The following is a 19149-nucleotide window of genomic DNA, read 5'->3' on the forward strand; positions in this document are numbered from 1 at the left end:
GTCCCCGGTTCCCATGGCCTTTCTGCTCCATCAAGCCCGCTTCTATACGACCGTCAACCACCTGCGCGACCTGCCGCCGACGGTGCAACCGGAAGTCGCGTTCGCGGGCCGCTCGAACGCCGGCAAATCGACCGCGATCAACGTGCTGTGCAACCAGAAGCGGCTCGCGTTCGCGTCGAAGACGCCCGGCCGTACGCAGCACATCAACTACTTCTCGGTCGGCCCGGCGGCCGAGCCCGTCGCGAACCTCGTCGACCTGCCCGGCTACGGCTACGCGGAAGTGCCCGGCGCCGCGAAGGCGCATTGGGAAATGCTGCTGTCGACCTACCTCGCAACCCGCTCGCAGCTCTGCGGGCTGATCCTGATGATGGATTCGCGCCGCCCGCTGACCGAGCTCGACCGCCGGATGATCGAGTGGTTCGCGCCGACCGGCAAGCCGATCCACACGCTGCTGACGAAGTGCGACAAATTGACGCGCCAGGAAAGCATCAATGCGCTGCGGACGACGCAGAAAGGGCTGGATGCGTATCGCGATGCGGGCGTCGAAGGCAAGCTGACGGTCCAGCTGTTCTCGGCGCTCAAGCGCACGGGGCTCGACGAGGCCCATGCGCTGATCGAGGGCTGGGTGCGGCCGTCCGTCGCCGACGAAAAAATCGAGCCTGTAGCACAATGATCGGGCACCGCGCGGCCGGCACCGGCCGTGCGCACCTGAGGGCGCCTGCTTTCGGCCGGCTCATAAAAAAACCCGCCGTTTAGCGGCGGGTTAAACAGCCTAATCGAATAACGACAGGCACCCGCTCAGGGAGGAGAAGCGGGGAGCATCACGCTAGGCGTGACGCTCGATCGCTATCATATACCAACGATCCAGAAAATAACCTAAGGGTTCCGTAAAGCCCTTATTGCCCTGATTTCTGCCAAATCGCCATGAGCTTCCATCCGCTTCATCGTCCGCGCCGGATGCGCCGCGACGACTTCTCCCGCCGCATGATGCGCGAAAACCACCTGACCGCCGACGACCTGATCTATCCGGTCTTCGTCGTCGAAGGTACGAACGAGCGCCAGCCGGTGCCGTCGATGCCCGGCGTCGAGCGCGTGTCCGTCGACCTGCTGATGCAGGTTGCCGAGCAGTGCGTCGAACTGGGCGTGCCCGTGCTGTCGCTGTTCCCGGCCATCGAGCCGTCGCTGAAGACGCCTGACGGCCGCGAGGCGGCCAATCCCGAGGGCCTGATCCCGCGCGCGGTGCGCGAGCTGAAGAAGCGTTTCCCGGAGCTCGGCGTGCTGACCGATGTCGCGCTCGATCCGTATACGAGCCACGGCCAGGACGGCGTGCTCGACGAAAACGGCTACGTGATCAACGACGACACCGTCGAAATCCTGATCGAGCAGGCGCGCGCGCAGGCCGAGGCCGGCGTCGACATCGTTGCGCCGTCCGACATGATGGATGGCCGCATCGGCGCGATCCGCGAGATGCTCGAAAGCGAAGGCCATATTCACACGCGCATCATGGCCTATTCGGCCAAGTACGCGTCGGCGTTTTACGGCCCGTTCCGCGACGCGGTCGGCTCGGCGGCGAATCTGGGCAAGAGCAACAAGATGACCTACCAGATGGACCCGGCGAACACCGACGAAGCGCTGCGCGAAGTGCGCCTAGACATCGAGGAAGGCGCGGACATGGTGATGGTGAAGCCCGGCATGCCGTACCTCGACATCGTGCGCCGCGTGAAGGACGAGTTCCGCTTCCCGACCTACGTGTACCAGGTCAGCGGCGAATACGCGATGCTGAAGGCTGCCGCGATGAACGGCTGGCTCGATCACGACAAGGTCGTGCTCGAATCGTTGCTCGCGTTCAAGCGCGCCGGCGCCGACGGCGTGCTCACGTACTTCGCGCTCGATGCCGCACGTCTGCTGAAGGCGCAGCGCTGAGCCGCGCTGCCGATCGGCACGCAGGATGAAAAAACGGCGGGACACCGAAGTGTCCCGCCGTTTTTTTGTGCGCTGGGCGGCCAGGTCGGTCCAGCTCGGATCAGACCGTCGGCACCGCCGCGCGATCGAGGCTGCGCAGGAACGTCTCGGCGGCCTGATAGCCGACCACCCGCCCGATTTCCTTGCCGTTGCGATCGAAGAAGATGATCCCGGGCGGGCCGAACAGGTTGAAGCGCTTCAGCAGCGCCTGATCGGCCGGACTGTTCGCGGTGACATCCGCGCGCACCAGGTGCAATTGCGCGAGCCGCGCCTGCACGCGCGAATCGGTGAAGGTCAGATGCTCCATCTCCTTGCAGCTCACGCACCAGTCGGCATAGAAATCGAGCATCACCGGCCGGCTCGACGTCTTCAGCAGCGCATCGAGCTCCCCGCTGGAGCGCACCGCCGCGAACGCGGGCGCGGCCTGCCCGGCCGCCTGGCCGGCCGCCGACGTCGCAGCGCCCGACGCAACCGTACGCGCGGCCAGCACGGCGAGCGGCTTGACGGGATCGGTCGATCCTGCGGCGAGCCCGACGAGCAGCGTGGCCGCCCAGATTGCCAGCGCCGCGCCGAGCCCGCGCCCGAAGCGCCGCCAGATGGAGGCGGCTCCGGCATGGGGCGTGAACAGTCCGAGCGCCGCTGCGGCGATCAGCAACCACAACGCGGCGAGCATCATCTTCAGGCCGCCCGCCAGCACCGGCCAGACGATCCACAGCGCAGCCGCGAGCAGCACGATGCCGAAGAACACCTTCACGCCGTCCATCCATGCGCCCGCGCGCGGCAGCAACGTACCCGCGCCGACGCCGACGATCAGCAGCGGCACGCCGAGCCCCAGCCCCATCGCGAACAGCGCCGCGCCGCCGAGCAGCGCGTTGCCGGTATGCGCGATGAACGCAAGCACCGCGAACAGCGGCGCCGTCATGCAGGCGCCGACGACGAGCGCCGACAGCGCGCCCATCGCCGCGACCGCCGCGAAGTGGCCGCCCTTGCGGCCGCTCGATGCGCTGGCGGCGCCGTTTTGCCAGCGCTGCGGCAGCGCGATGTCGATGCCGGAAATCAGCGATGCCGCGAAGGCCGTCAGCAGCACGCCGAAGCTGCCCAGCACCCACGGGTTCTGCAGCCATGCCCCGAGGCTCTGCCCGACCAGCGCGGCGGCGATCCCAAGCACCGTGTAGACGAGCGCCATGCCGAGCACGTAGGTCAGCGACAGCGCGAAGCCGCGTGCGTGCGTCACGCGCGCGCCCTGGCCGATGATGATCGCCGACACGATCGGAATCATCGGATAGGAGCAGGGCAGGAGGCTCAGCACGACGCCCGCGACGAAATAGAGTGCGACGACCGTGAAGAAGCCCTGGCCTTCGAGCAGCGACTGCGCATAATCGGCGCTCGTGATCTTGTCGAGCCAGCTGCCCGATGCGGCCGCGCCGTCAGCCGCTGCGGCCGCGCCGAGCGCCGCGCCGTCGATCTTCACGACGTGCTCCGCCGGCGGATAGCAGATCCCTTCGTCCGCGCATCCCTGCGACGTCACCGCGAGCTCGAACGCCCCGGCTGCCTGCTTGACCGGCACGTGAATCACCACGTCGCCGCGATAGGTCTCGACGTTCTTCTGGAACGTCTGGTCGAACTTCACATGGCCCGCGGGCAGCTGAGGCTCGCCGAGCGTCGCCTGGCCGCTCTTGACCGCGAACGCGAACCGCTCCCGATACAGGTAATAGCCGTCCGCGACCTTGAAGCGCACGTCGACCTGGCCCGGCGACTCGCTGGCGCTGAACTTGAACGCCACCGACGGATCGAGGAAATCGTCGGCGGCACGGGCGAGCGACATGCCGCCCAGCGTGAACGCGAGGAGCGACAGCAGCAGCGCGAGGAGCCTCAATGCATGGATGCGCGCGCGAAGTGCCATACCGTTAAACATGAAATAGACGTTGAGTTTCGCCCGTCACCCACTGGCCGTACTTCGGCGCGGCCGCCGCTTGCCAGGAGACGATTTCGGGCGTGTCGTAAGGATGGTGCGACTGGATGAAGCGCTCCAGCTCGAGCGAGCGCACCGGGCTCGTCTTGAACAGCAACTGGATTTCTTCGGCGGTCTCGACCTTGCCTTCCCAGTGATAGCGCGATCGGATCGCGCCGAGCTGCGACACGCAGGCGGCAAGCCGCGCGGCCAGCGCGCCGTCGGCGAGCGCATCGGCGGTCGCCGCATCCGGCACCGTCGTCAGCATCAACACCACGACCATTCGCGCACCTCCAGTTTCGTTCGCCGGCGCATTCGCCAGCTGTTTGCTCCGTATCGTAGCGCACCCCGCGCAATGGTGCCGGCGGGCGCCTGCGACAATCGACCGCATTCCCCGACTGCCAAGCAAAAAGGGCCAAGCGATTGCTTGACCCTTTTCTGTTACTGCGACGTACCGGGGGAAGCTTATTCAGCTTCTTGCACGTTTTCCGTTTCTTCGACTTCCGGACGATCCAGCAGCTCGACCAGTGCCATCGGTGCGTTGTCGCCGACGCGGAAGCCGAACTTCAGGATGCGCAGGTAGCCGCCCGGACGGTTCGCGAAACGCGGACCGAGCACGTCGAACAGCTTCGCCACCGAATCGCGATCGCGCAGGCGGTTGAACGCCAGGCGACGGTTCGCGAGCGACGGCTTCTTGCCGAGCGTGATCAGCGGCTCGACGACCTTACGGAGTTCCTTCGCCTTCGGCAGCGTCGTCTTGATGACTTCGTGCTCGATCAGCGAGTTGGACATGTTGCGGAGCATTGCCAGACGGTGGCTGCTCGTGCGGTTCAGTTTCCGCAGACCATGACGATGGCGCATTTCAGTTTCCTTGATTCAAAGTTTTGATCCAGCTCTTCTATCGCACCTGCAGGGGTGCACGGGCCGGTAACGAAAAAAAGCAAGATGCGGATTCTAAAGGAAAATCCGCATCTTGGCCAGTTACAGCAACAACCGGGCTTACTTGTCGAGACCGGCCGGCGGCCAGTTCTCGAGCTTCATGCCCAGCGTGAGACCGCGCGAAGCGAGCACTTCCTTGATCTCGTTGAGCGACTTGCGACCGAGGTTCGGCGTCTTCAGCAGCTCGTTCTCCGTGCGCTGGATCAGGTCGCCGATGTAGTAGATGTTCTCGGCCTTCAGGCAGTTCGCCGAACGAACCGTCAGTTCGAGATCGTCCACCGGACGCAGCAGGATCGGGTCGATCTGCGGTGCGCGCGACGGTGCTTCCGCTGCCGTCTCCGTGCCTTCCAGCGCCGCGAACACGGACAGCTGGTCGACCAGGATGCGCGCCGATTGACGGATCGCCTCTTCCGGGGTGATCACGCCGCTCGTCTCGATGTTCATCACGAGCTTGTCGAGGTCGGTACGCTGCTCGACACGCGCGCTTTCGACGGCATAGCTCACGCGGCGAACCGGCGAGAACGATGCGTCGAGCACGATGCGGCCGATGATCTTGGCCGTGTCTTCGCCATAGCGACGAACGTTGCCCGGCACATAGCCGCGACCCTTCTCGATCTTGATCTGCACGTCGAGCTTGCCGCCCTTCGACAGATGCGCGATCACGTGATTCGGGTTGATGACTTCGCAATCGTGCGCCAGCTCGATATCGGCTGCCGTGACGACACCTTCGCCTTCCTTGCGCAGCGTCACCGTCACTTCGTCGCGGTTGTGCAGCTTGAACACCACGCCCTTCAGGTTCAGCAGCAGGTTGACGACGTCCTCTTGCACACCGTCAAGCGTCGAATACTCGTGCACCACGCCCGCGATCGTCACTTCGGTCGGCGCGTAGCCCACCATCGACGACAGCAGCACGCGGCGGAGCGCATTGCCCAAGGTATGGCCATAGCCGCGTTCGAACGGCTCCATGACCACCTTCGCGTGGTTCTCGCCCAGCGATTCCACGGCGATGATCTTGGGTTTCAGCAAACTGGTTTGCATGGGTTTTCCTTTTCAATACCCTCGGCTCGTTACACCGATAAGGCTGACCGGTAACAACCAGAAAATAAACAGCCGAGGCCCCTCCTTGCGTGACGCAATCGGGGTACCTCGGCCGTCAATCGGATTAACGCGAATACAATTCGACGATCAGGCTTTCGTTGATGTCGCCGGCGATGTCGGCGCGTTCCGGCATTTGCTTGAACGTACCTTCGAACTTCTTCGCATCGACCGCCACCCAGCTCGCCAGGCCGCCTTGCTCGGCCAGCGACAGTGCTTCGACGATACGTGCCTGCTTCTTCGCCTTTTCGCGGATCGCGATCACGTCGCCAGCCTTCACTTGCTGCGACGGGACGTTCGCGACGATGCCGTTCACGGTGATCGCCTTGTGGCTCACCAGCTGACGCGCTTCAGCGCGGGTCGAGCCGAAGCCCATGCGGTACACGACGTTGTCGAGGCGCGACTCGAGCAGTTGCAGCAGGTTTTCACCCGTGTTGCCCTTGCGGCGATCGGCTTCGGCGAAGTAGCGGCGGAACTGACGCTCCAGCACGCCGTAGATGCGCTTGACCTTTTGCTTTTCACGCAGCTGCGTGCCGTAGTCGGACGTACGTGCACCCGAGGTACGGCCGTGCTGGCCCGGCTTGCTGTCGAGCTTGCACTTGTCGGCGAGCGAGCGGCGCGCGCTCTTCAGGAACAGGTCGGTGCCTTCACGGCGGGACAGCTTGGCCTTAGGGCCGATATAACGTGCCACTTTGCATTCCTTTATCAATCAGTCACGCGGATCGCGATCCGCGCTAGTTCGCGCCCTTTGGGGCGAACGGTGGGCTTAGTCAATCAAAAAAGCACAGCCCGTCGACGCGAAGCGGCGACAGGCATTGCGCCAGCACATCGTTAGATGCGGCGACGCTTCGGCGGACGGCAGCCGTTGTGCGGAACCGGAGTGACATCCGAAATCGCGGTGATCTTGATGCCGAGGCCGTGCAGTGCACGCACTGCCGACTCACGACCCGGGCCCGGGCCCTTGATCCGCACTTCCAGATTCTTCACGCCGTATTCCATCGCCACGCGACCGGCCGACTCAGCAGCAACCTGAGCAGCGAACGGCGTCGACTTGCGCGAGCCCTTGAAGCCCTGGCCGCCCGACGTCGCCCATGCCAGTGCATTGCCCTGGCGATCGGTGATCGTGATGATCGTGTTGTTGAACGACGCGTGAACGTGAACCACGCCTTCAGCGACGTTCTTCTTGACCTTCTTGCGAACGCGTTGCGCCGCGGTGTTCGAAGCCTTAGCCATTACGTTTTCCTGTAACTGTCAGTTCCGCTTACTTCTTCAGCGCTTGCGCTGCACGACGCGGACCCTTGCGAGTGCGTGCGTTCGTACGCGTACGCTGACCGCGCATCGGCAGGCCCTTGCGGTGACGAACGCCACGGTAGCAGCCGAGATCCATCAGGCGCTTGATGTTCATCGTCACTTCACGGCGCAGATCGCCTTCGACGACAAACTTGCCCACTTCTTCACGCAGCTTTTCGAGGTCTGCGTCGGTCAGATCCTTGACCTTCTTCGAAAAATCGACGCCAGCTGCCACGCAGATGCTGCGCGAACGGGTGCGGCCGATACCGAAGATAGCCGTCAGGCCGATCTCGGTATGCTGGTGATTCGGGATGTTAACCCCTGCGATACGAGCCATTGTTTTTCCTCAAACAAAAAGCGCAAACAAACGCGCGGTCAGCCTTGGCGCTGCTTGTGGCGCGGATCCGAGCTGCAGATCACGCGAACGACGCCTTTGCGCTTGATGATCTTGCAATTGCGGCAAATGCGCTTAACCGATGCCATCACTTTCATGATATTACCCTTTTTTCAAATCACTTCGCCCGGAACACGATCCGCGCACGCGACAGATCGTAAGGCGTCAATTCAACCGTCACCTTGTCGCCCGGGAGAATGCGGATGTAGTGCATCCGCATCTTTCCGGAGATATGCCCCAACACGACATGGCCGTTCTCCAGCTTCACGCGGAAGGTCGCATTCGGGAGGTTTTCGATCACCTCGCCCTGCATCTGGATTACATCGTCCTTGGCCATAAGTCCTTTCAACGCATTGGGATGTTGCCGCCCTTGAAGTTGGCCTTCTTGAGCAGCGACTCATACTGTTGCGACATAACGTACGACTGCACCTGCGCCATGAAGTCCATCGTGACGACGACAATGATCAGCAGCGACGTTCCACCAAAATAAAACGGCACGTTCCAGCGCAGCACCAGAAACTCCGGCAGCAGACACACGAAGACGATGTAGATCGCACCGGCCAGCGTCAGACGCGTGAGGATGCGGTCGATGTATCGTGCAGTCTGCTCGCCCGGACGGATGCCCGGCACGAACGCGCCGCTCTTCTTCAGGTTGTCCGCGGTTTCCCTGCTGTTGAACACCAGTGCGGTGTAGAAGAAGCAGAAAAACACGATTGCCAGCGTGTACAGCAGCACATAGACCGGCTGGCCCGGCTTCAGCGCCTCCGCCACGTTATGCAGCGTGTTGGAGAACCAGCTTCCCGACGGCTGACCCGTGCTGAACCAGCCGAGGATGGTTGCCGGGAACAGGATGATCGACGATGCGAAGATCGGCGGAATCACGCCCGACATGTTCAGCTTCAGCGGCAGGTGAGACGACTGCCCGCCGTAGATCTTGTTGCCGACCTGGCGCTTCGCGTAGTTCACGAGGATCTTGCGCTGACCGCGTTCGATGAACACGACCAGGTAAGTCACCGCGGCGATCAGAACGACAATGATGATCGCCGAGAACGGCCCCATCGAACCCGTCTTCACCAGCTCGAGCAACCCACCGACGGCATTCGGGAACCCTGCTGCGATCCCGCCGAAGATGATGATCGAGATACCGTTGCCCAGACCTCGCTCGGTGATCTGCTCACCCAGCCACATCAGGAACATCGTGCCGGTTACCAGCGTCACGACCGTCGTCAGACGGAACAGCATGCCGGGGTCGGTGACGAGGCCCGGCTGGTTTTCCAGCGCGGCCGCGATACCGAACGCCTGGAAGGTCGCGAGCACCACGGTGAAATACCGCGTGTACTGCGTGATCTTCCGTTGCCCTGCCTGCCCTTCCTTCTTCAGCGCTTCGAGCTGCGGCGAGACGATCGCCATCAGCTGCATGATGATCGACGCCGAGATGTACGGCATGATCCCCAGCGCGAAGATCGTGAAGCGGGAAAGCGCGCCACCCGAGAACATGTTGAACATGCCCAGGATGCCGCCCGCCTGGCTCTGGAACAGCTTAGCCAGTTGATCCGGATCGATGCCCGGCACGGGGATGTGCGCGCCGATGCGATAGACGATCAACGCCAGGAGCAGGAACATCGCTCGCCGGCGCAGATCGCCGAATTTCGCCGTGCTTCGACCGGGTTTTGCAAGACTCGGGCTGTTAGCCAAGTACTTTCTCCGATGCAAATGCTAGAGACGACGCGCTAGGCGTGTCACTCGGCAAACGAACCGCCAGCCGCTTCGATCGCAGCGCGCGCACCCTTGGTGGCGCCGAGACCCTTCACGACGATCTTGCGCTTCAGTTCACCGGTGGCGATGATCTTTGCGCTCTTCGTCAGCTCGCCGACCAGGCCGGCTTGCTTCAGTGCGAGCAGATCGATTTCGTCGACCGGCAGCTTCTCGAGGTCGCCCAGGCGCACTTCACCGACGAATTCCTTCGTCAGCGACGTGAAGCCGCGCTTCGGCAGACGACGTTGCAGCGGCATCTGACCGCCTTCGAAGCCGACCTTGTGGAAGCCGCCCGAACGCGATTTCTGACCCTTGTGACCACGGCCAGCCGTCTTGCCGAGGCCCGAACCGATGCCGCGGCCGACGCGACGCTTGGCGTGCTTGGCGCCAGCGGCCGGCTTCAGGTTATTCAATTCCATATCAACTCCTTGATCCGTAGTCGGCCGCTTACGCGATGACCTTAACCAGGTACGAGACCTTGTTGATCATGCCGCGGACCGCCGGCGTATCCTGCAGCTCGCTAACCGAGTTGAGTCGGCGCAGGCCCAGGCCACGCACGGTCGCGCGGTGCGATTCGCGGGTCCCGATCAGGCTCTTGACGAGCTGAACCTTGACAGTTTTTTCAGACATGGTGACCACCCGGGCTTAGCCCAAAATTTCTTCGACGGACTTGCCGCGCTTCGCCGCGATGTCTGCCGGGGTGGACTGCTTGCGCAGGCCGTCCAGCGTCGCACGGACGAGGTTGTACGGGTTCGTCGAACCGTGGCTCTTCGCCACGACGTTTTGAACGCCCATCACGTCGAACACTGCGCGCATCGGGCCGCCGGCGATCACGCCAGTACCATCCTTCGCCGGAGCGAGGAGGACTGCCGATGCGCCGTGCTTGCCGTGCACTTCGTGCTGCAGCGTGCCGTTCTTGAGCGGCACCTTGAACATGTTGCGGCGAGCTTGTTCCATTGCCTTCTGGACGGCAACCGGCACTTCCTTCGCCTTGCCCTTGCCCATACCGATGCGGCCATCGCCGTCGCCGACCACGGTCAGTGCGGCGAAGCCGAGAATACGGCCACCCTTCACGACCTTGGTCACGCGGTTGACCGAAATCATCTTTTCACGAAGGCCGTCGTCGCGCTCGTCAGCCTGAACTTTCGCTTGCATCTTTGCCATGACGAATTCCTTCCTTAGAACTTGAGCCCGGCTTCGCGAGCCGCCTCAGCCAGCGCCTTCACGCGGCCGTGGTAGCGGAAGCCCGAGCGGTCGAAGGCGACGGATTCGATGCCGGCGGCCTTGGCCTTTTCGGCGATACGCTTGCCGATCAGGGTCGCAGCGGCAACGTTGCCGCCCTTGCCCGACTTGTCGGCGAGCTCAGCGCGCACTTCGGCTTCGAGCGTCGACGCGCTTGCCAACACCTTGGTGCCGCACGGCGAGAACACTTGCGCGTAGATGTGCGTATTCGTGCGATGCACGGCGAGACGCGCGACCTGCAGCTCAGCGATCTTGATACGCGTCTGGCGAGCGCGGCGCAGGCGAGATTGAGTCTTATCCATGATTGCGCACCCTTACTTCTTCTTCGTTTCTTTGAGGATCACAACCTCGTCGGAATAGCGCACGCCCTTGCCCTTGTAGGGCTCCGGCGGACGGTAGCCGCGGACTTCCGCTGCCACTTGCCCGACTTTCTGCTTGTCGATCCCCTTGATCACGATTTCGGTTTGCGTCGGGGTTTCAGCCTTGACGCCTTCCGGCATCTGGTGCACCACCGGGTGCGAGAAACCCAGCGACAGGTTCAGCTTGTCGCCTTGCGCTTGCGCACGATAACCGACGCCAACCAGCGTCAGCTTGCGCTCGAAACCCTTGGTCACGCCGTGCACGGCATTCGCGATGATCGCGCGCATCGTGCCCGACAGTGCATTTGCTTCGCGGCTTTCGTCCGCCGGCGACAGGTTCAGCGTGCCGTCGTTGTTCGCCACGTTCACGAGCGGGTTGACCGCTTGCGTGATGGTGCCCAGCGGGCCCTTGACGGTGATCGCACCGTCGGCCAGCTTGACTTCCGCGCCTTGCAGCGCGATCGGGCTCTTACCTACTCGAGACATGTTTCTCTCTCCTCGGCTTTAAGCGACGTAGCAGATGACTTCGCCGCCGACGCCCGTAGCGCGCGCCTTGCGGTCGGTCATCACGCCCTTCGGCGTCGACACGATGGCAACACCGAGGCCATTCATGACCTGCGGAATCTCGTTACGGCCGCGGTACACGCGCAGGCCCGGCTTCGACACGCGCTCGAGGCGCTCGATGACCGGACGACCAGCGTAGTACTTCAGCGCGATGTTCAACTCTGCCTTCGCGCCTTCGGTCTTCACCGCGAAATCGTCGATATAACCTTCGTCCTTGAGGACTTGTGCGATTGCAACCTTGACCTTCGACGAGGGCATCGCGACCGATACCTTCTCGACCATCTGCGCGTTGCGGATGCGAGTCAGCATATCGGCGATAGGATCACTCATGCTCATTTATGTTTCTCCTATTACCAGCTCGCCTTGGTCAGGCCAGGAATCTCGCCACGGAATGCGATTTCACGAATCTTGTTGCGCGCGAGGCCGAATTTACGGAACGTGCCACGCGGACGGCCCGTAATCGCGCAGCGGTTGCGCTGGCGGGTCGGGTTTGCGTTGCGGGGCAGTTGCTGCAGCTCCAGGCGTGCTTCGTAGCGCTCTTCTTCCGACTTGCTTTGGTCTTCGATGATCGCCTTCAGCGCTTCGCGCTTTGCTGCGAACTTCGCGACCAGGCGGGCGCGCTTCTTTTCACGTTCGATCAGTGCCAGTTTAGCCACGGTAACCTCAGTTTCTGAACGGGAACTTGAAGCTGGCGAGCAGAGCCTTTGCTTCGTCGTCGGTCTTCGCAGTCGTCGTGATGCTGATGTTCAGCCCACGCAGCGCGTCGATCTTGTCGTAATCGATTTCGGGGAAAATGATCTGCTCTTTCACACCGATGTTGTAGTTGCCGCGGCCATCGAAAGCACGACCCGACACACCACGGAAGTCACGCACGCGGGGCAGGGCAACGGTCACGAAACGGTCGAGGAATTCGTACATCGCGCGGCCACGCAGCGTCACCATCGCGCCGATCGGGTAGCCCTGGCGGATCTTGAAGCCTGCGATTGCCTTGCGCGCCTTCGTCACGACCGGCTTCTGACCAGCGATCTTCGTGAGGTCGCCAACGGCGTTCTCGATGATCTTCTTGTCAGCGATCGCTTCGCCAAGACCCATGTTCAGCGTGATCTTGGTGATGCGCGGCACTTCCATGACCGACTTGTAACCGAACTTCTCGATCAGGCCGGGCACAACCTTTTCTTTGTAAAACTCTTGAAAACGAGCCATTTTTTACTCCGCTGCGTCAGGCGCTCAGTACGGCACCGGTCGTCTTCAGGAAGCGAACCTTCTTGCCTTCCTCGACCTTGATGCCAACACGCGACGCCTTGCCATTCGCGTCGACCAGTGCGACGTTCGAAATATGGAGGGGCATCGTCTTCGCTTCCACGCCGCCCGTCGTACCCTTCATCGGGTTGGGCTTCACATGCTTCTTGACGAGGTTGATACCTTCAACCGTCACATGCTCGGCACCGACAGCCAGCACGACGCCGCGCTTGCCCTTGTCCTTGCCTGCGATGACGATGACTTCGTCACCCTTGCGAATCTTGTTCATCGCGACTCCTTACAGCACTTCCGGCGCCAGCGAAACGATCTTCATGAATCGTTCGCTACGCAGCTCACGCGTCACCGGCCCGAAGATACGGGTGCCGATCGGCTCGAGCTTGTTATTCAAAAGCACAGCGGCGTTGCCGTCGAACTTGATCAGCGAGCCGTCTTGACGGCGAACGCCCTTGGCGGTGCGGACCACCACGGCGTTGTAGATTTCGCCTTTCTTCACGCGCCCGCGCGGCGTTGCCTCTTTGACGCTCACCTTGATGATGTCGCCAATGCTGGCATAACGACGCTTCGAGCCGCCGAGCACCTTGATGCACATGACTTCACGCGCACCCGTGTTGTCGGCTACTTCGAGCCGAGATTCGGTCTGGATCATGGTTTGTCTTTCCCAACTTAATCCGGATGCACCACCATGATGCATTCGGTCAGTCTTGGTCCCGTCAGCCAATCGGCTGCTTGGGTTGGAACAGCAGCGACGGCAAACGAAACCCGCCATCGCAATTCGGTGAATCTTTCGGAGCAGGCTGGCGCCCGTCCGCTTCCCCCACCAACTTCGCCCGCGACGGGGCTCCCATAAAGAGGGAAGACCGGGATTATAACAAATAATCCCGGTCACGCAAGCAAAAACTTTGCGATTTCAAGCACTTCGTGGAGAAGTGCCTGTTACTGCCCTACCGCTCGACCCGCTCAGATGACGCGGGCTGCTTCGACGAGGCGCGACACCGTCCAGGCCTTCGTCTTCGAAACAGGACGGGTTTCCTGGATTTCGACGAGATCGCCTTCGTTGCAGGTGTTCGCTTCATCGTGCGCGTGGTACTTCTTCGAGCGCACGACATACTTGCCGTAGATCGGATGCTTGACGCGGTGCTCGATCAGCACGGTGACGGTCTTGTCCATCTTGTTGCTGACGACCCGACCGACCAGCGTCCGCTTCAGCGAGGTTTTCACGCTATCGTTCATTTCTGGTTCGCCTTCTGAGTCATGACGGTCCGCACACGTGCGATGTCGCGACGAACCTTCTTCAGCTGGCTCGTGTTCGTGAGCTGCTGGGTCGCGAGTTGCATGCGCAGGCCGAATTGCGCCTTCAGCAGGTCCGCCAGCTCCTTGTTGAGCGCGGCCTGGTCTTTCTGGAGAAGTTCGGAAGCCTTCATGTTTTCTCCTTAGGCGCCGAGCTGACGAACGATGAACGCCGTCTTCAGCGGCAGCTTCGCTGCAGCCAGACGGAACGCTTCGCGTGCCAGTTCTTCGGATACGCCGTCCATTTCATACAGCATCTTGCCCGGCTGAATCTCGGCAACGTAGTACTCCGGGTTACCCTTACCGTTACCCATACGTACTTCGGCCGGCTTCTGCGAAATCGGCTTGTCCGGGAAAATGCGAATCCAGATGCGGCCGCCACGCTTGATGTGACGCGTCATGGCACGACGCGCCGCTTCAATTTGACGCGCGGTCAAACGGCCGCGACCGATCGCCTTCAGGCCGAATTCACCGAACGACACCGCGTTGCCGCGCGTCGCCTTGCCGGTGTTACGACCCTTCTGCTCTTTGCGATACTTCCTGCGTTTCGGTTGCAGCATCGTTATTCTCCAGTCTTGCCGTCTTCCGGCTTGCCGGCGCCACGGCGCGGTGCGCCACGGCGAGCACCCGGAGCGCCGCCTTCGCCGTCACGGCGCGGACGACGGTCGCCCGGGCGCGCATTGCGACGCGGACGCTTGTCTTCGGCTACTTCTTCCACCACCGGCGCGTCGTTGCGGCCAAGGGTATCGCCCTTGTACACCCACACCTTGACGCCGATGATCCCGTAGGTCGTCTTCGCTTCCGAAGTCGCGTAGTCGATGTCGGCACGCAGCGTGTGAAGCGGCACGCGACCTTCGCGATACCACTCCGTACGTGCGATTTCGATACCGTTCAGACGGCCCGCGCTCATGATCTTGATGCCCTGGGCACCCAGACGCATCGCGTTCTGCATCGCACGCTTCATCGCGCGACGGAACATGATCCGGCGCTCGAGCTGTTGCGTGATCGAGTCAGCGATCAGTTGCGCATCGGTTTCCGGCTTGCGGATCTCTTCGATGTTGACGTGAACCGGAACGCCCATGCGGCGTTGCAGTTCCGTCTTCAGCAGTTCGATATCCTCGCCCTTCTTGCCGATGACGACACCCGGACGCGAGCTGAAAATCGTGATGCGCGCGTTCTTTGCCGGACGCTCGATGACGACGCGACCAACCGAAGCGTTCTTCAGCTTCTTCTTCAGGTATTCACGAACACCGATGTCTTCCTTCAACATCGCCGCGAAATTGTTGTTGTTCGCGTACCAACGCGACGCCCAATTGCGGCTGACGGCCAAACGGAAGCCAGTCGGATGAATTTTCTGTCCCATCGTATGACCCCTTAATTCCCGACCGTCACAGTGATGTGACAGGATTGCTTCTCAATGCGGTTGCCGCGGCCCTTTGCGCGCGCGGTGAACCGCTTGAGCGACGCAGCCTTGTCGACGTAGATGCTCTTGATCTTGAGCTCGTCGATATCGGCGCCTTCGTTGTGCTCCGCATTCGCGATCGCCGACAGCACGACCTTCTTCACGATGCCAGCCGCCTTCTTCGGCGAGAACGTCAGAACGTTCAGCGCCTTGTCGACCGGCAAACCGCGGATCTGGTCAGCCACAAGGCGCGTCTTCTGCGCCGAGATGCGGGCACCGCGATGAATTGCTTTCACTTCCATCTTGATTGCCCCTTATTTCTTGGCCTTCTTGTCGGCCGCGTGACCCTTGAACGTACGGGTCAGTGCGAACTCGCCAAGCTTGTGGCCGACCATGTTTTCCGAGATGTACACCGGAACGTGTTGACGGCCGTTGTGAACGGCGATCGTCAGACCGATGAAATCCGGGAGGATCGTCGAGCGACGCGACCAGGTCTTGATCGGCTTCTTGTCGCGCGAAGCTGCAGCCGCCTCAACTTTCTTCAGCAAATGGGCGTCGCAGAACGGACCTTTTTTAACAGAACGTGCCATTGCCTACTCCTTAACGCTTGTGACGGCGCTGGACGATCATCGTCGTCGTGCGCTTGTTGCGACGCGTACGGAAGCCCTTCGTCGGCGTGCCCCACGGGCTCACCGGGTCGCGGCCCGCAGCAGTACGGCCTTCACCACCACCGTGCGGGTGGTCGATCGGGTTCATTGCCACGCCACGCACCGTCGGGCGGATACCGCGCCAGCGGTTTGCACCGGCCTTGCCGATCTGGCGCAGGCTGTGCTCTTCGTTGCCGACTTCACCGATCGTCGCACGGCACTCGATGTGCACGCGGCGGATTTCGCCCGAACGCAGACGAACCTGCGCGTACACGCCTTCACGTGCGAGCAGCATTGCCGACGTGCCGGCCGAACGCGCCATTTGCGCGCCCTTGCCCGGCAGCATTTCGATGCAGTGGATCGTCGTACCGACCGGAATGTTGCGGATCGGCAGCGTGTTGCCTGCGCGGATCGGCGCTTCCGAGCCCGACATCAGCTGCTGGCCAACCGTCACGCCCTTCGGCGCGATGATGTAGCGGCGCTCGCCGTCTGCGTACAGCACCAGCGCGATGTTCGCGCTGCGGTTCGGGTCATACTCGAGACGCTCGACCTTCGCCGGAATGCCGTCCTTCGTGCGACGGAAATCGATCACGCGGTAGTGCTGCTTGTGACCACCACCCTGGTGACGCGTCGTGATGCGACCGTTGTTGTTGCGACCGGCCTTCGAGCTCTGCGTGTCGAGCAGCGCAGCGTGCGGCTTGCCCTTGTGCAGATCCTTGTTGACGATCTTGACCATCGCGCGGCGACCCGGCGATGTCGGCTTGACTTTGACGATTGCCATGGTTAGTTGGCCTCCGCTTCAAAGTTGATTTCCTGGCCGGGCTTCAGGCACACATATGCCTTCTTCACGTCCTTGCGGCGGCCCATCGAACGGCCGAAGCGCTTTTGCTTGCCCTTCTGAACCAGCACGTTGACGGAATCAACTTCAACCTTGAACAGCAGCTCGACAGCCGCCTTCACTTCCTGCTTCGTGGCATCCGGTGCGACTTCGAACACGACTTGCTCGTTCTTGTCGGCAACCAGCGTCGCCTTTTCGGAGATCACCGGTGCGAGCAGGACCTGCATCAAACGATGATCGTTCTTGCGAATCTCGCTCATGACAGCAACTCCTCGATCTGGGCGACCGCAGCCTTCGTGACCAGCACTTTCTTGAAGTAGATCAGCGACAGCGGGTCAGCGTAGCGCGGCTCGACAACTGCCACGTGCGGCAGGTTGCGCGAAGCCAGGTACAGGTTTTCGTCGACCGTGTCGGTGATGATCAACACGGATTCGAGGCCCATGGCCTTGAACTTGTCGGCCAGCAGCTTGGTCTTCGGCGCTTCGAGAACGATGTCCTCGACGACCGACAGACGGCCTTCGCGGGCCAGCTGCGAGAAGATCGAGCAGAGGCCTGCGCGATGCATCTTCTTGTTGACCTTGTGCGAGAAGTTTTCTTCCGGCGAGTTCGGGAAGATACGACCACCGCCACGCCACAGCGGGCTCGACGACATACCGGCACGAGCACGGCCCGTACCCTTCTGGCGCCACGGCTTCTTGGTCGTGTGCTTGACCTGCTCACGGTCCTTCTGCGCGCGGTTACCCTGGCGAGCGTTCGCCTGGTAAGCGACGACAACTTGGTGGATCAGCGCTTCGTTGTAGTCACGGCCGAACACGACGTCCGACGCGTTAACCACCGCACCTTCCTGACCATTTGCGTTCAGGAGCTTGAGTTCCATTATTTCGCCCCCTTGGTCTTCACGGCCGGCGTCACGAAAACCTTGCCGCCCTTCGCACCCGGAATCGCGCCCTTGACCAGCAGCAGCTTGCGCTCTGCGTCGATACGAGCGATTTCGAGGTTCTGCACCGTCACCGTCACGTCACCCATGTGACCCGTCATGCGCTTGCCCGGGAACACGCGACCCGGATCCTGCGCCATACCGATCGAGCCCGGCACGTTGTGCGAGCGCGAGTTACCGTGGGATGCACGACCCGAACCGAAGTTGTAACGCTTGATGGTACCGGCGTAGCCCTTACCGATCGACACGCCCTGCACGTCGACCTTCTGGCCCACTTCGAACAGGTCCGGACCGACGATGGCGCCGTTCGACAGCTCGGCTGCCTTGGCCGCATCGATGCGGAATTCCTTGAGGATTTCACCGGCTTCGACACCGGCTTTGGCGAGATGACCTGCCAGCGGCTTCGTCACGCGCGATGCACGACGGGAGCCGAATGCAACCTGCACGGCCGTGTAGCCGTCGGTTTCAACAGTCTTGATCTGCGTCACGCGGTTGTCCGACACGTCCAGCACGGTGACGGGAATCGAATCCCCTTCAGCCGTGAAGATACGGGTCATACCAACCTTGCGACCTACGAGTCCAAGGCTCATCGTTTTCTCCATTCCCGACTGCGATTGGTCGGGGCTGATTTACAAAATGCCGGGCACGCAAGGCCCGACTTTTTTACGCGAATACGCGAAAAGCCAAGCATTATAGCCGGGCCATTCGTTTTCTGCAAGCAATCAAAGACTTAGCGCCGCCCGGCAGGCCGGGCGGCGCTGAAAGCCTTACTGCAGCTTGATTTCCACGTCGACGCCTGCCGGCAGGTCGAGCTTCATCAGCGCGTCGACCGTCTTGTCGGTCGGATCGACGATGTCCATCAGGCGCTGGTGGGTACGGATTTCGAGCTGGTCGCGCGACGTCTTGTTGACGTGCGGCGAACGCAGGATGTCAAAACGCTGAATGCGCGTCGGCAGCGGCACCGGGCCACGGACGATTGCGCCAGTCCGCTTCGCCGTGTCGACGATTTCGGCAGCCGATTGATCGATCAGACGATAGTCGAAAGCCTTCAGACGAATGCGGATTTTCTGTTGCTGCATGACGATTCCTTGAAAAGAGCGAGGCGATATTGCATCGCCGGATCACGAAAAGAACGCGAGACCTGTTGCCTGCGGGGAGCGAGGCGACACGTCCCGAACGGTACTTCCACTGCTAAGCCCGCGATTCTACACGAAAAATCAAAGCGGT

At 61.8% G+C, this 19149-nt stretch carries 33 protein-coding genes; 2 read left to right on the forward strand and 31 right to left on the reverse strand.

The features are described from left to right. Positions 1-13: 13 nt before the first annotated feature. Both yihA and hemB read left to right on the forward strand, forming a co-directional pair. Positions 14-673: a ribosome biogenesis GTP-binding protein YihA/YsxC gene (gene yihA, locus WJ35_RS09895; protein WP_060234179.1), complete on the forward strand. Its 660-nt coding sequence runs from the start codon at positions 14-16 to the stop codon at positions 671-673. Between the two features lie 251 nt (positions 674-924). Then, the gene (gene hemB, locus WJ35_RS09900) at positions 925-1923 is read left to right on the forward strand and encodes a porphobilinogen synthase (RefSeq protein WP_060234178.1); all 999 of its coding nucleotides are present in this window, start codon (positions 925-927) and stop codon (positions 1921-1923) included. Between the two features lie 100 nt (positions 1924-2023). On the opposite strand, the gene dsbD is transcribed toward hemB, so the two are convergent. From dsbD to rpsJ, 31 genes are all read right to left on the reverse strand, one after another. Next, positions 2024-3877 (reverse strand): protein-disulfide reductase DsbD, encoded by a 1854-nt coding sequence (gene dsbD, locus WJ35_RS09905; RefSeq protein WP_069239103.1) that lies wholly within the window; start codon positions 3875-3877, stop codon positions 2024-2026. Continuing rightward, positions 3870-4196 carry a divalent-cation tolerance protein CutA gene (gene cutA, locus WJ35_RS09910; protein WP_059759905.1) on the reverse strand — a complete coding sequence of 109 codons (327 nt, stop codon included), beginning with the start codon at positions 4194-4196 and terminating at the stop codon, positions 3870-3872. Before cutA ends, dsbD begins: the two co-directional genes overlap by 8 nt. Positions 4197-4378: 182 nt before the next feature. Further along, the gene (gene rplQ / locus WJ35_RS09915) at positions 4379-4774 is read right to left on the reverse strand and encodes a 50S ribosomal protein L17 (RefSeq protein ID WP_004197924.1); all 396 of its coding nucleotides are present in this window, start codon (positions 4772-4774) and stop codon (positions 4379-4381) included. A 138-nt stretch (positions 4775-4912) separates the two neighbouring features. Continuing rightward, positions 4913-5890 carry a DNA-directed RNA polymerase subunit alpha gene (locus WJ35_RS09920; protein ID WP_010092937.1) on the reverse strand — a complete coding sequence of 326 codons (978 nt, stop codon included), beginning with the start codon at positions 5888-5890 and terminating at the stop codon, positions 4913-4915. A gap of 124 nt (positions 5891-6014) precedes the next feature. Beyond that, the gene (gene rpsD / locus WJ35_RS09925; RefSeq protein ID WP_010092938.1) at positions 6015-6638 is read right to left on the reverse strand and encodes a 30S ribosomal protein S4; all 624 of its coding nucleotides are present in this window, start codon (positions 6636-6638) and stop codon (positions 6015-6017) included. Positions 6639-6778: 140 nt separating this feature from the next. Then, positions 6779-7180: a 30S ribosomal protein S11 gene (gene rpsK, locus WJ35_RS09930; protein WP_010092939.1), complete on the reverse strand. Its 402-nt coding sequence runs from the start codon at positions 7178-7180 to the stop codon at positions 6779-6781. 28 nt (positions 7181-7208) lie between these two features. Further along, positions 7209-7574, reverse strand: coding sequence for a 30S ribosomal protein S13 (rpsM, locus tag WJ35_RS09935; RefSeq protein ID WP_006400641.1), 366 nt, complete (start codon positions 7572-7574; stop codon positions 7209-7211). Between the two features lie 38 nt (positions 7575-7612). Continuing rightward, positions 7613-7729, reverse strand: coding sequence for a 50S ribosomal protein L36 (gene rpmJ / locus WJ35_RS09940; protein ID WP_004199844.1), 117 nt, complete (start codon positions 7727-7729; stop codon positions 7613-7615). A gap of 20 nt (positions 7730-7749) precedes the next feature. After that, the gene (gene infA / locus WJ35_RS09945; protein WP_004521905.1) at positions 7750-7968 is read right to left on the reverse strand and encodes a translation initiation factor IF-1; all 219 of its coding nucleotides are present in this window, start codon (positions 7966-7968) and stop codon (positions 7750-7752) included. 8 nt (positions 7969-7976) lie between these two features. Continuing rightward, complete coding sequence (gene secY / locus WJ35_RS09950) at positions 7977-9326, reverse strand: preprotein translocase subunit SecY (RefSeq protein ID WP_010092940.1); 1350 nt, start codon at positions 9324-9326, stop codon at positions 7977-7979. Between the two features lie 44 nt (positions 9327-9370). Beyond that, positions 9371-9805, reverse strand: coding sequence for a 50S ribosomal protein L15 (gene rplO / locus WJ35_RS09955; protein WP_006482880.1), 435 nt, complete (start codon positions 9803-9805; stop codon positions 9371-9373). Positions 9806-9833: 28 nt separating this feature from the next. Next, positions 9834-10016 (reverse strand): 50S ribosomal protein L30, encoded by a 183-nt coding sequence (gene rpmD, locus WJ35_RS09960; RefSeq protein WP_006400644.1) that lies wholly within the window; start codon positions 10014-10016, stop codon positions 9834-9836. 15 nt (positions 10017-10031) lie between these two features. Then, entirely contained in the window at positions 10032-10550 is a 519-nt protein-coding gene (rpsE, locus tag WJ35_RS09965) for a 30S ribosomal protein S5 (RefSeq protein WP_010092941.1), read from the reverse strand. A 14-nt stretch (positions 10551-10564) separates the two neighbouring features. Next, the gene (gene rplR / locus WJ35_RS09970; protein WP_006400645.1) at positions 10565-10930 is read right to left on the reverse strand and encodes a 50S ribosomal protein L18; all 366 of its coding nucleotides are present in this window, start codon (positions 10928-10930) and stop codon (positions 10565-10567) included. A gap of 12 nt (positions 10931-10942) precedes the next feature. Continuing rightward, the gene (gene rplF / locus WJ35_RS09975) at positions 10943-11473 is read right to left on the reverse strand and encodes a 50S ribosomal protein L6 (RefSeq protein ID WP_010092942.1); all 531 of its coding nucleotides are present in this window, start codon (positions 11471-11473) and stop codon (positions 10943-10945) included. Positions 11474-11491: 18 nt separating this feature from the next. Further along, on the reverse strand, positions 11492-11887 hold the full coding sequence (rpsH, locus tag WJ35_RS09980) for a 30S ribosomal protein S8 (protein WP_006400647.1): 396 nt from the start codon (positions 11885-11887) through the stop codon (positions 11492-11494). Between the two features lie 14 nt (positions 11888-11901). Beyond that, positions 11902-12207, reverse strand: coding sequence for a 30S ribosomal protein S14 (gene rpsN, locus WJ35_RS09985; protein ID WP_006400648.1), 306 nt, complete (start codon positions 12205-12207; stop codon positions 11902-11904). Between the two features lie 7 nt (positions 12208-12214). Continuing rightward, entirely contained in the window at positions 12215-12754 is a 540-nt protein-coding gene (gene rplE, locus WJ35_RS09990) for a 50S ribosomal protein L5 (protein WP_006482882.1), read from the reverse strand. Between the two features lie 16 nt (positions 12755-12770). Then, a complete protein-coding gene (gene rplX / locus WJ35_RS09995) occupies positions 12771-13079 on the reverse strand; it encodes a 50S ribosomal protein L24 (protein ID WP_010092943.1) in 309 nt (102 codons plus the stop codon). 9 nt (positions 13080-13088) lie between these two features. Next, positions 13089-13457 (reverse strand): 50S ribosomal protein L14, encoded by a 369-nt coding sequence (rplN, locus tag WJ35_RS10000; protein ID WP_004197951.1) that lies wholly within the window; start codon positions 13455-13457, stop codon positions 13089-13091. 311 nt (positions 13458-13768) lie between these two features. Next, the gene (rpsQ, locus tag WJ35_RS10005; protein WP_006752928.1) at positions 13769-14041 is read right to left on the reverse strand and encodes a 30S ribosomal protein S17; all 273 of its coding nucleotides are present in this window, start codon (positions 14039-14041) and stop codon (positions 13769-13771) included. Next, complete coding sequence (gene rpmC / locus WJ35_RS10010) at positions 14038-14232, reverse strand: 50S ribosomal protein L29 (protein WP_006400652.1); 195 nt, start codon at positions 14230-14232, stop codon at positions 14038-14040. The genes rpsQ and rpmC overlap by 4 nt, the downstream gene beginning before the upstream one ends. Before the next feature lie 9 nt (positions 14233-14241). Continuing rightward, complete coding sequence (gene rplP / locus WJ35_RS10015) at positions 14242-14658, reverse strand: 50S ribosomal protein L16 (RefSeq protein WP_006765417.1); 417 nt, start codon at positions 14656-14658, stop codon at positions 14242-14244. Positions 14659-14660: 2 nt separating this feature from the next. Beyond that, entirely contained in the window at positions 14661-15461 is an 801-nt protein-coding gene (rpsC, locus tag WJ35_RS10020) for a 30S ribosomal protein S3 (RefSeq protein ID WP_010092944.1), read from the reverse strand. 11 nt (positions 15462-15472) lie between these two features. Continuing rightward, positions 15473-15802: a 50S ribosomal protein L22 gene (gene rplV / locus WJ35_RS10025; protein ID WP_004199272.1), complete on the reverse strand. Its 330-nt coding sequence runs from the start codon at positions 15800-15802 to the stop codon at positions 15473-15475. 12 nt (positions 15803-15814) lie between these two features. Beyond that, positions 15815-16090, reverse strand: a complete 276-nt coding sequence (gene rpsS / locus WJ35_RS10030; RefSeq protein ID WP_004199273.1) for a 30S ribosomal protein S19 — start codon at positions 16088-16090, stop codon at positions 15815-15817. Positions 16091-16100: 10 nt separating this feature from the next. Then, positions 16101-16928, reverse strand: a complete 828-nt coding sequence (gene rplB / locus WJ35_RS10035; RefSeq protein WP_009687195.1) for a 50S ribosomal protein L2 — start codon at positions 16926-16928, stop codon at positions 16101-16103. A 2-nt stretch (positions 16929-16930) separates the two neighbouring features. Beyond that, the gene (gene rplW / locus WJ35_RS10040) at positions 16931-17245 is read right to left on the reverse strand and encodes a 50S ribosomal protein L23 (protein WP_009687194.1); all 315 of its coding nucleotides are present in this window, start codon (positions 17243-17245) and stop codon (positions 16931-16933) included. Beyond that, a complete protein-coding gene (gene rplD, locus WJ35_RS10045) occupies positions 17242-17862 on the reverse strand; it encodes a 50S ribosomal protein L4 (protein WP_010092946.1) in 621 nt (206 codons plus the stop codon). Before rplD ends, rplW begins: the two co-directional genes overlap by 4 nt. Further along, positions 17862-18512 carry a 50S ribosomal protein L3 gene (gene rplC / locus WJ35_RS10050; RefSeq protein ID WP_009687192.1) on the reverse strand — a complete coding sequence of 217 codons (651 nt, stop codon included), beginning with the start codon at positions 18510-18512 and terminating at the stop codon, positions 17862-17864. Before rplC ends, rplD begins: the two co-directional genes overlap by 1 nt. A 177-nt stretch (positions 18513-18689) precedes the next feature. After that, positions 18690-19001: a 30S ribosomal protein S10 gene (gene rpsJ / locus WJ35_RS10055; protein WP_004199280.1), complete on the reverse strand. Its 312-nt coding sequence runs from the start codon at positions 18999-19001 to the stop codon at positions 18690-18692. Positions 19002-19149 lie beyond the last annotated feature (148 nt).

Origin of the sequence: Burkholderia ubonensis (genome assembly GCF_001718695.1) — a bacterium.
Taxonomy (GTDB): Bacteria; Pseudomonadota; Gammaproteobacteria; order Burkholderiales; family Burkholderiaceae; genus Burkholderia; species Burkholderia ubonensis_B.

Bases quoted from the DNA above. Each gene is read 5' to 3' on its own strand.
- rplP (WP_006765417.1), bottom strand. From the start codon at position 14,658: ATGCTGCAACCGAAACGCAGGAAGTATCGCAAAGAGCAGAAGGGTCGT.
- WJ35_RS09920 (WP_010092937.1), bottom strand. From the start codon at position 5,890: ATGCAAACCAGTTTGCTGAAACCCAAGATCATCGCCGTGGAATCGCTG.
- rplW (WP_009687194.1), bottom strand. From the start codon at position 17,245: ATGAGCGAGATTCGCAAGAACGATCATCGTTTGATGCAGGTCCTGCTC.
- rplE (WP_006482882.1), bottom strand. From the start codon at position 12,754: ATGGCTCGTTTTCAAGAGTTTTACAAAGAAAAGGTTGTGCCCGGCCTG.
- infA (WP_004521905.1), bottom strand. From the start codon at position 7,968: ATGGCCAAGGACGATGTAATCCAGATGCAGGGCGAGGTGATCGAAAAC.
- rpmJ (WP_004199844.1), bottom strand. From the start codon at position 7,729: ATGAAAGTGATGGCATCGGTTAAGCGCATTTGCCGCAATTGCAAGATC.
- rpsM (WP_006400641.1), bottom strand. From the start codon at position 7,574: ATGGCTCGTATCGCAGGGGTTAACATCCCGAATCACCAGCATACCGAG.
- yihA (WP_060234179.1), top strand. From the start codon at position 14: ATGGCCTTTCTGCTCCATCAAGCCCGCTTCTATACGACCGTCAACCAC.
- rplV (WP_004199272.1), bottom strand. From the start codon at position 15,802: ATGGAAGTGAAAGCAATTCATCGCGGTGCCCGCATCTCGGCGCAGAAG.
- rplD (WP_010092946.1), bottom strand. From the start codon at position 17,862: ATGGAACTCAAGCTCCTGAACGCAAATGGTCAGGAAGGTGCGGTGGTT.
- rplO (WP_006482880.1), bottom strand. From the start codon at position 9,805: ATGGAATTGAATAACCTGAAGCCGGCCGCTGGCGCCAAGCACGCCAAG.
- dsbD (WP_069239103.1), bottom strand. From the start codon at position 3,877: ATGTTTAACGGTATGGCACTTCGCGCGCGCATCCATGCATTGAGGCTC.
- rpsQ (WP_006752928.1), bottom strand. From the start codon at position 14,041: ATGAACGATAGCGTGAAAACCTCGCTGAAGCGGACGCTGGTCGGTCGG.
- rplB (WP_009687195.1), bottom strand. From the start codon at position 16,928: ATGGCAATCGTCAAAGTCAAGCCGACATCGCCGGGTCGCCGCGCGATG.
- rpsJ (WP_004199280.1), bottom strand. From the start codon at position 19,001: ATGCAGCAACAGAAAATCCGCATTCGTCTGAAGGCTTTCGACTATCGT.
- hemB (WP_060234178.1), top strand. From the start codon at position 925: ATGAGCTTCCATCCGCTTCATCGTCCGCGCCGGATGCGCCGCGACGAC.
- cutA (WP_059759905.1), bottom strand. From the start codon at position 4,196: ATGGTCGTGGTGTTGATGCTGACGACGGTGCCGGATGCGGCGACCGCC.
- rplF (WP_010092942.1), bottom strand. From the start codon at position 11,473: ATGTCTCGAGTAGGTAAGAGCCCGATCGCGCTGCAAGGCGCGGAAGTC.
- rpmC (WP_006400652.1), bottom strand. From the start codon at position 14,232: ATGAAGGCTTCCGAACTTCTCCAGAAAGACCAGGCCGCGCTCAACAAG.
- rpsS (WP_004199273.1), bottom strand. From the start codon at position 16,090: ATGGCACGTTCTGTTAAAAAAGGTCCGTTCTGCGACGCCCATTTGCTG.
- rplX (WP_010092943.1), bottom strand. From the start codon at position 13,079: ATGAACAAGATTCGCAAGGGTGACGAAGTCATCGTCATCGCAGGCAAG.
- rpsE (WP_010092941.1), bottom strand. From the start codon at position 10,550: ATGGCAAAGATGCAAGCGAAAGTTCAGGCTGACGAGCGCGACGACGGC.
- rpsC (WP_010092944.1), bottom strand. From the start codon at position 15,461: ATGGGACAGAAAATTCATCCGACTGGCTTCCGTTTGGCCGTCAGCCGC.
- rpmD (WP_006400644.1), bottom strand. From the start codon at position 10,016: ATGTCTGAAAAAACTGTCAAGGTTCAGCTCGTCAAGAGCCTGATCGGG.
- rplC (WP_009687192.1), bottom strand. From the start codon at position 18,512: ATGAGCCTTGGACTCGTAGGTCGCAAGGTTGGTATGACCCGTATCTTC.
- rpsH (WP_006400647.1), bottom strand. From the start codon at position 11,887: ATGAGCATGAGTGATCCTATCGCCGATATGCTGACTCGCATCCGCAAC.
- rplQ (WP_004197924.1), bottom strand. From the start codon at position 4,774: ATGCGCCATCGTCATGGTCTGCGGAAACTGAACCGCACGAGCAGCCAC.
- rplN (WP_004197951.1), bottom strand. From the start codon at position 13,457: ATGATCCAGACCGAATCTCGGCTCGAAGTAGCCGACAACACGGGTGCG.
- rplR (WP_006400645.1), bottom strand. From the start codon at position 10,930: ATGGATAAGACTCAATCTCGCCTGCGCCGCGCTCGCCAGACGCGTATC.
- rpsK (WP_010092939.1), bottom strand. From the start codon at position 7,180: ATGGCTAAGGCTTCGAACACCGCGGCGCAACGCGTTCGCAAGAAGGTC.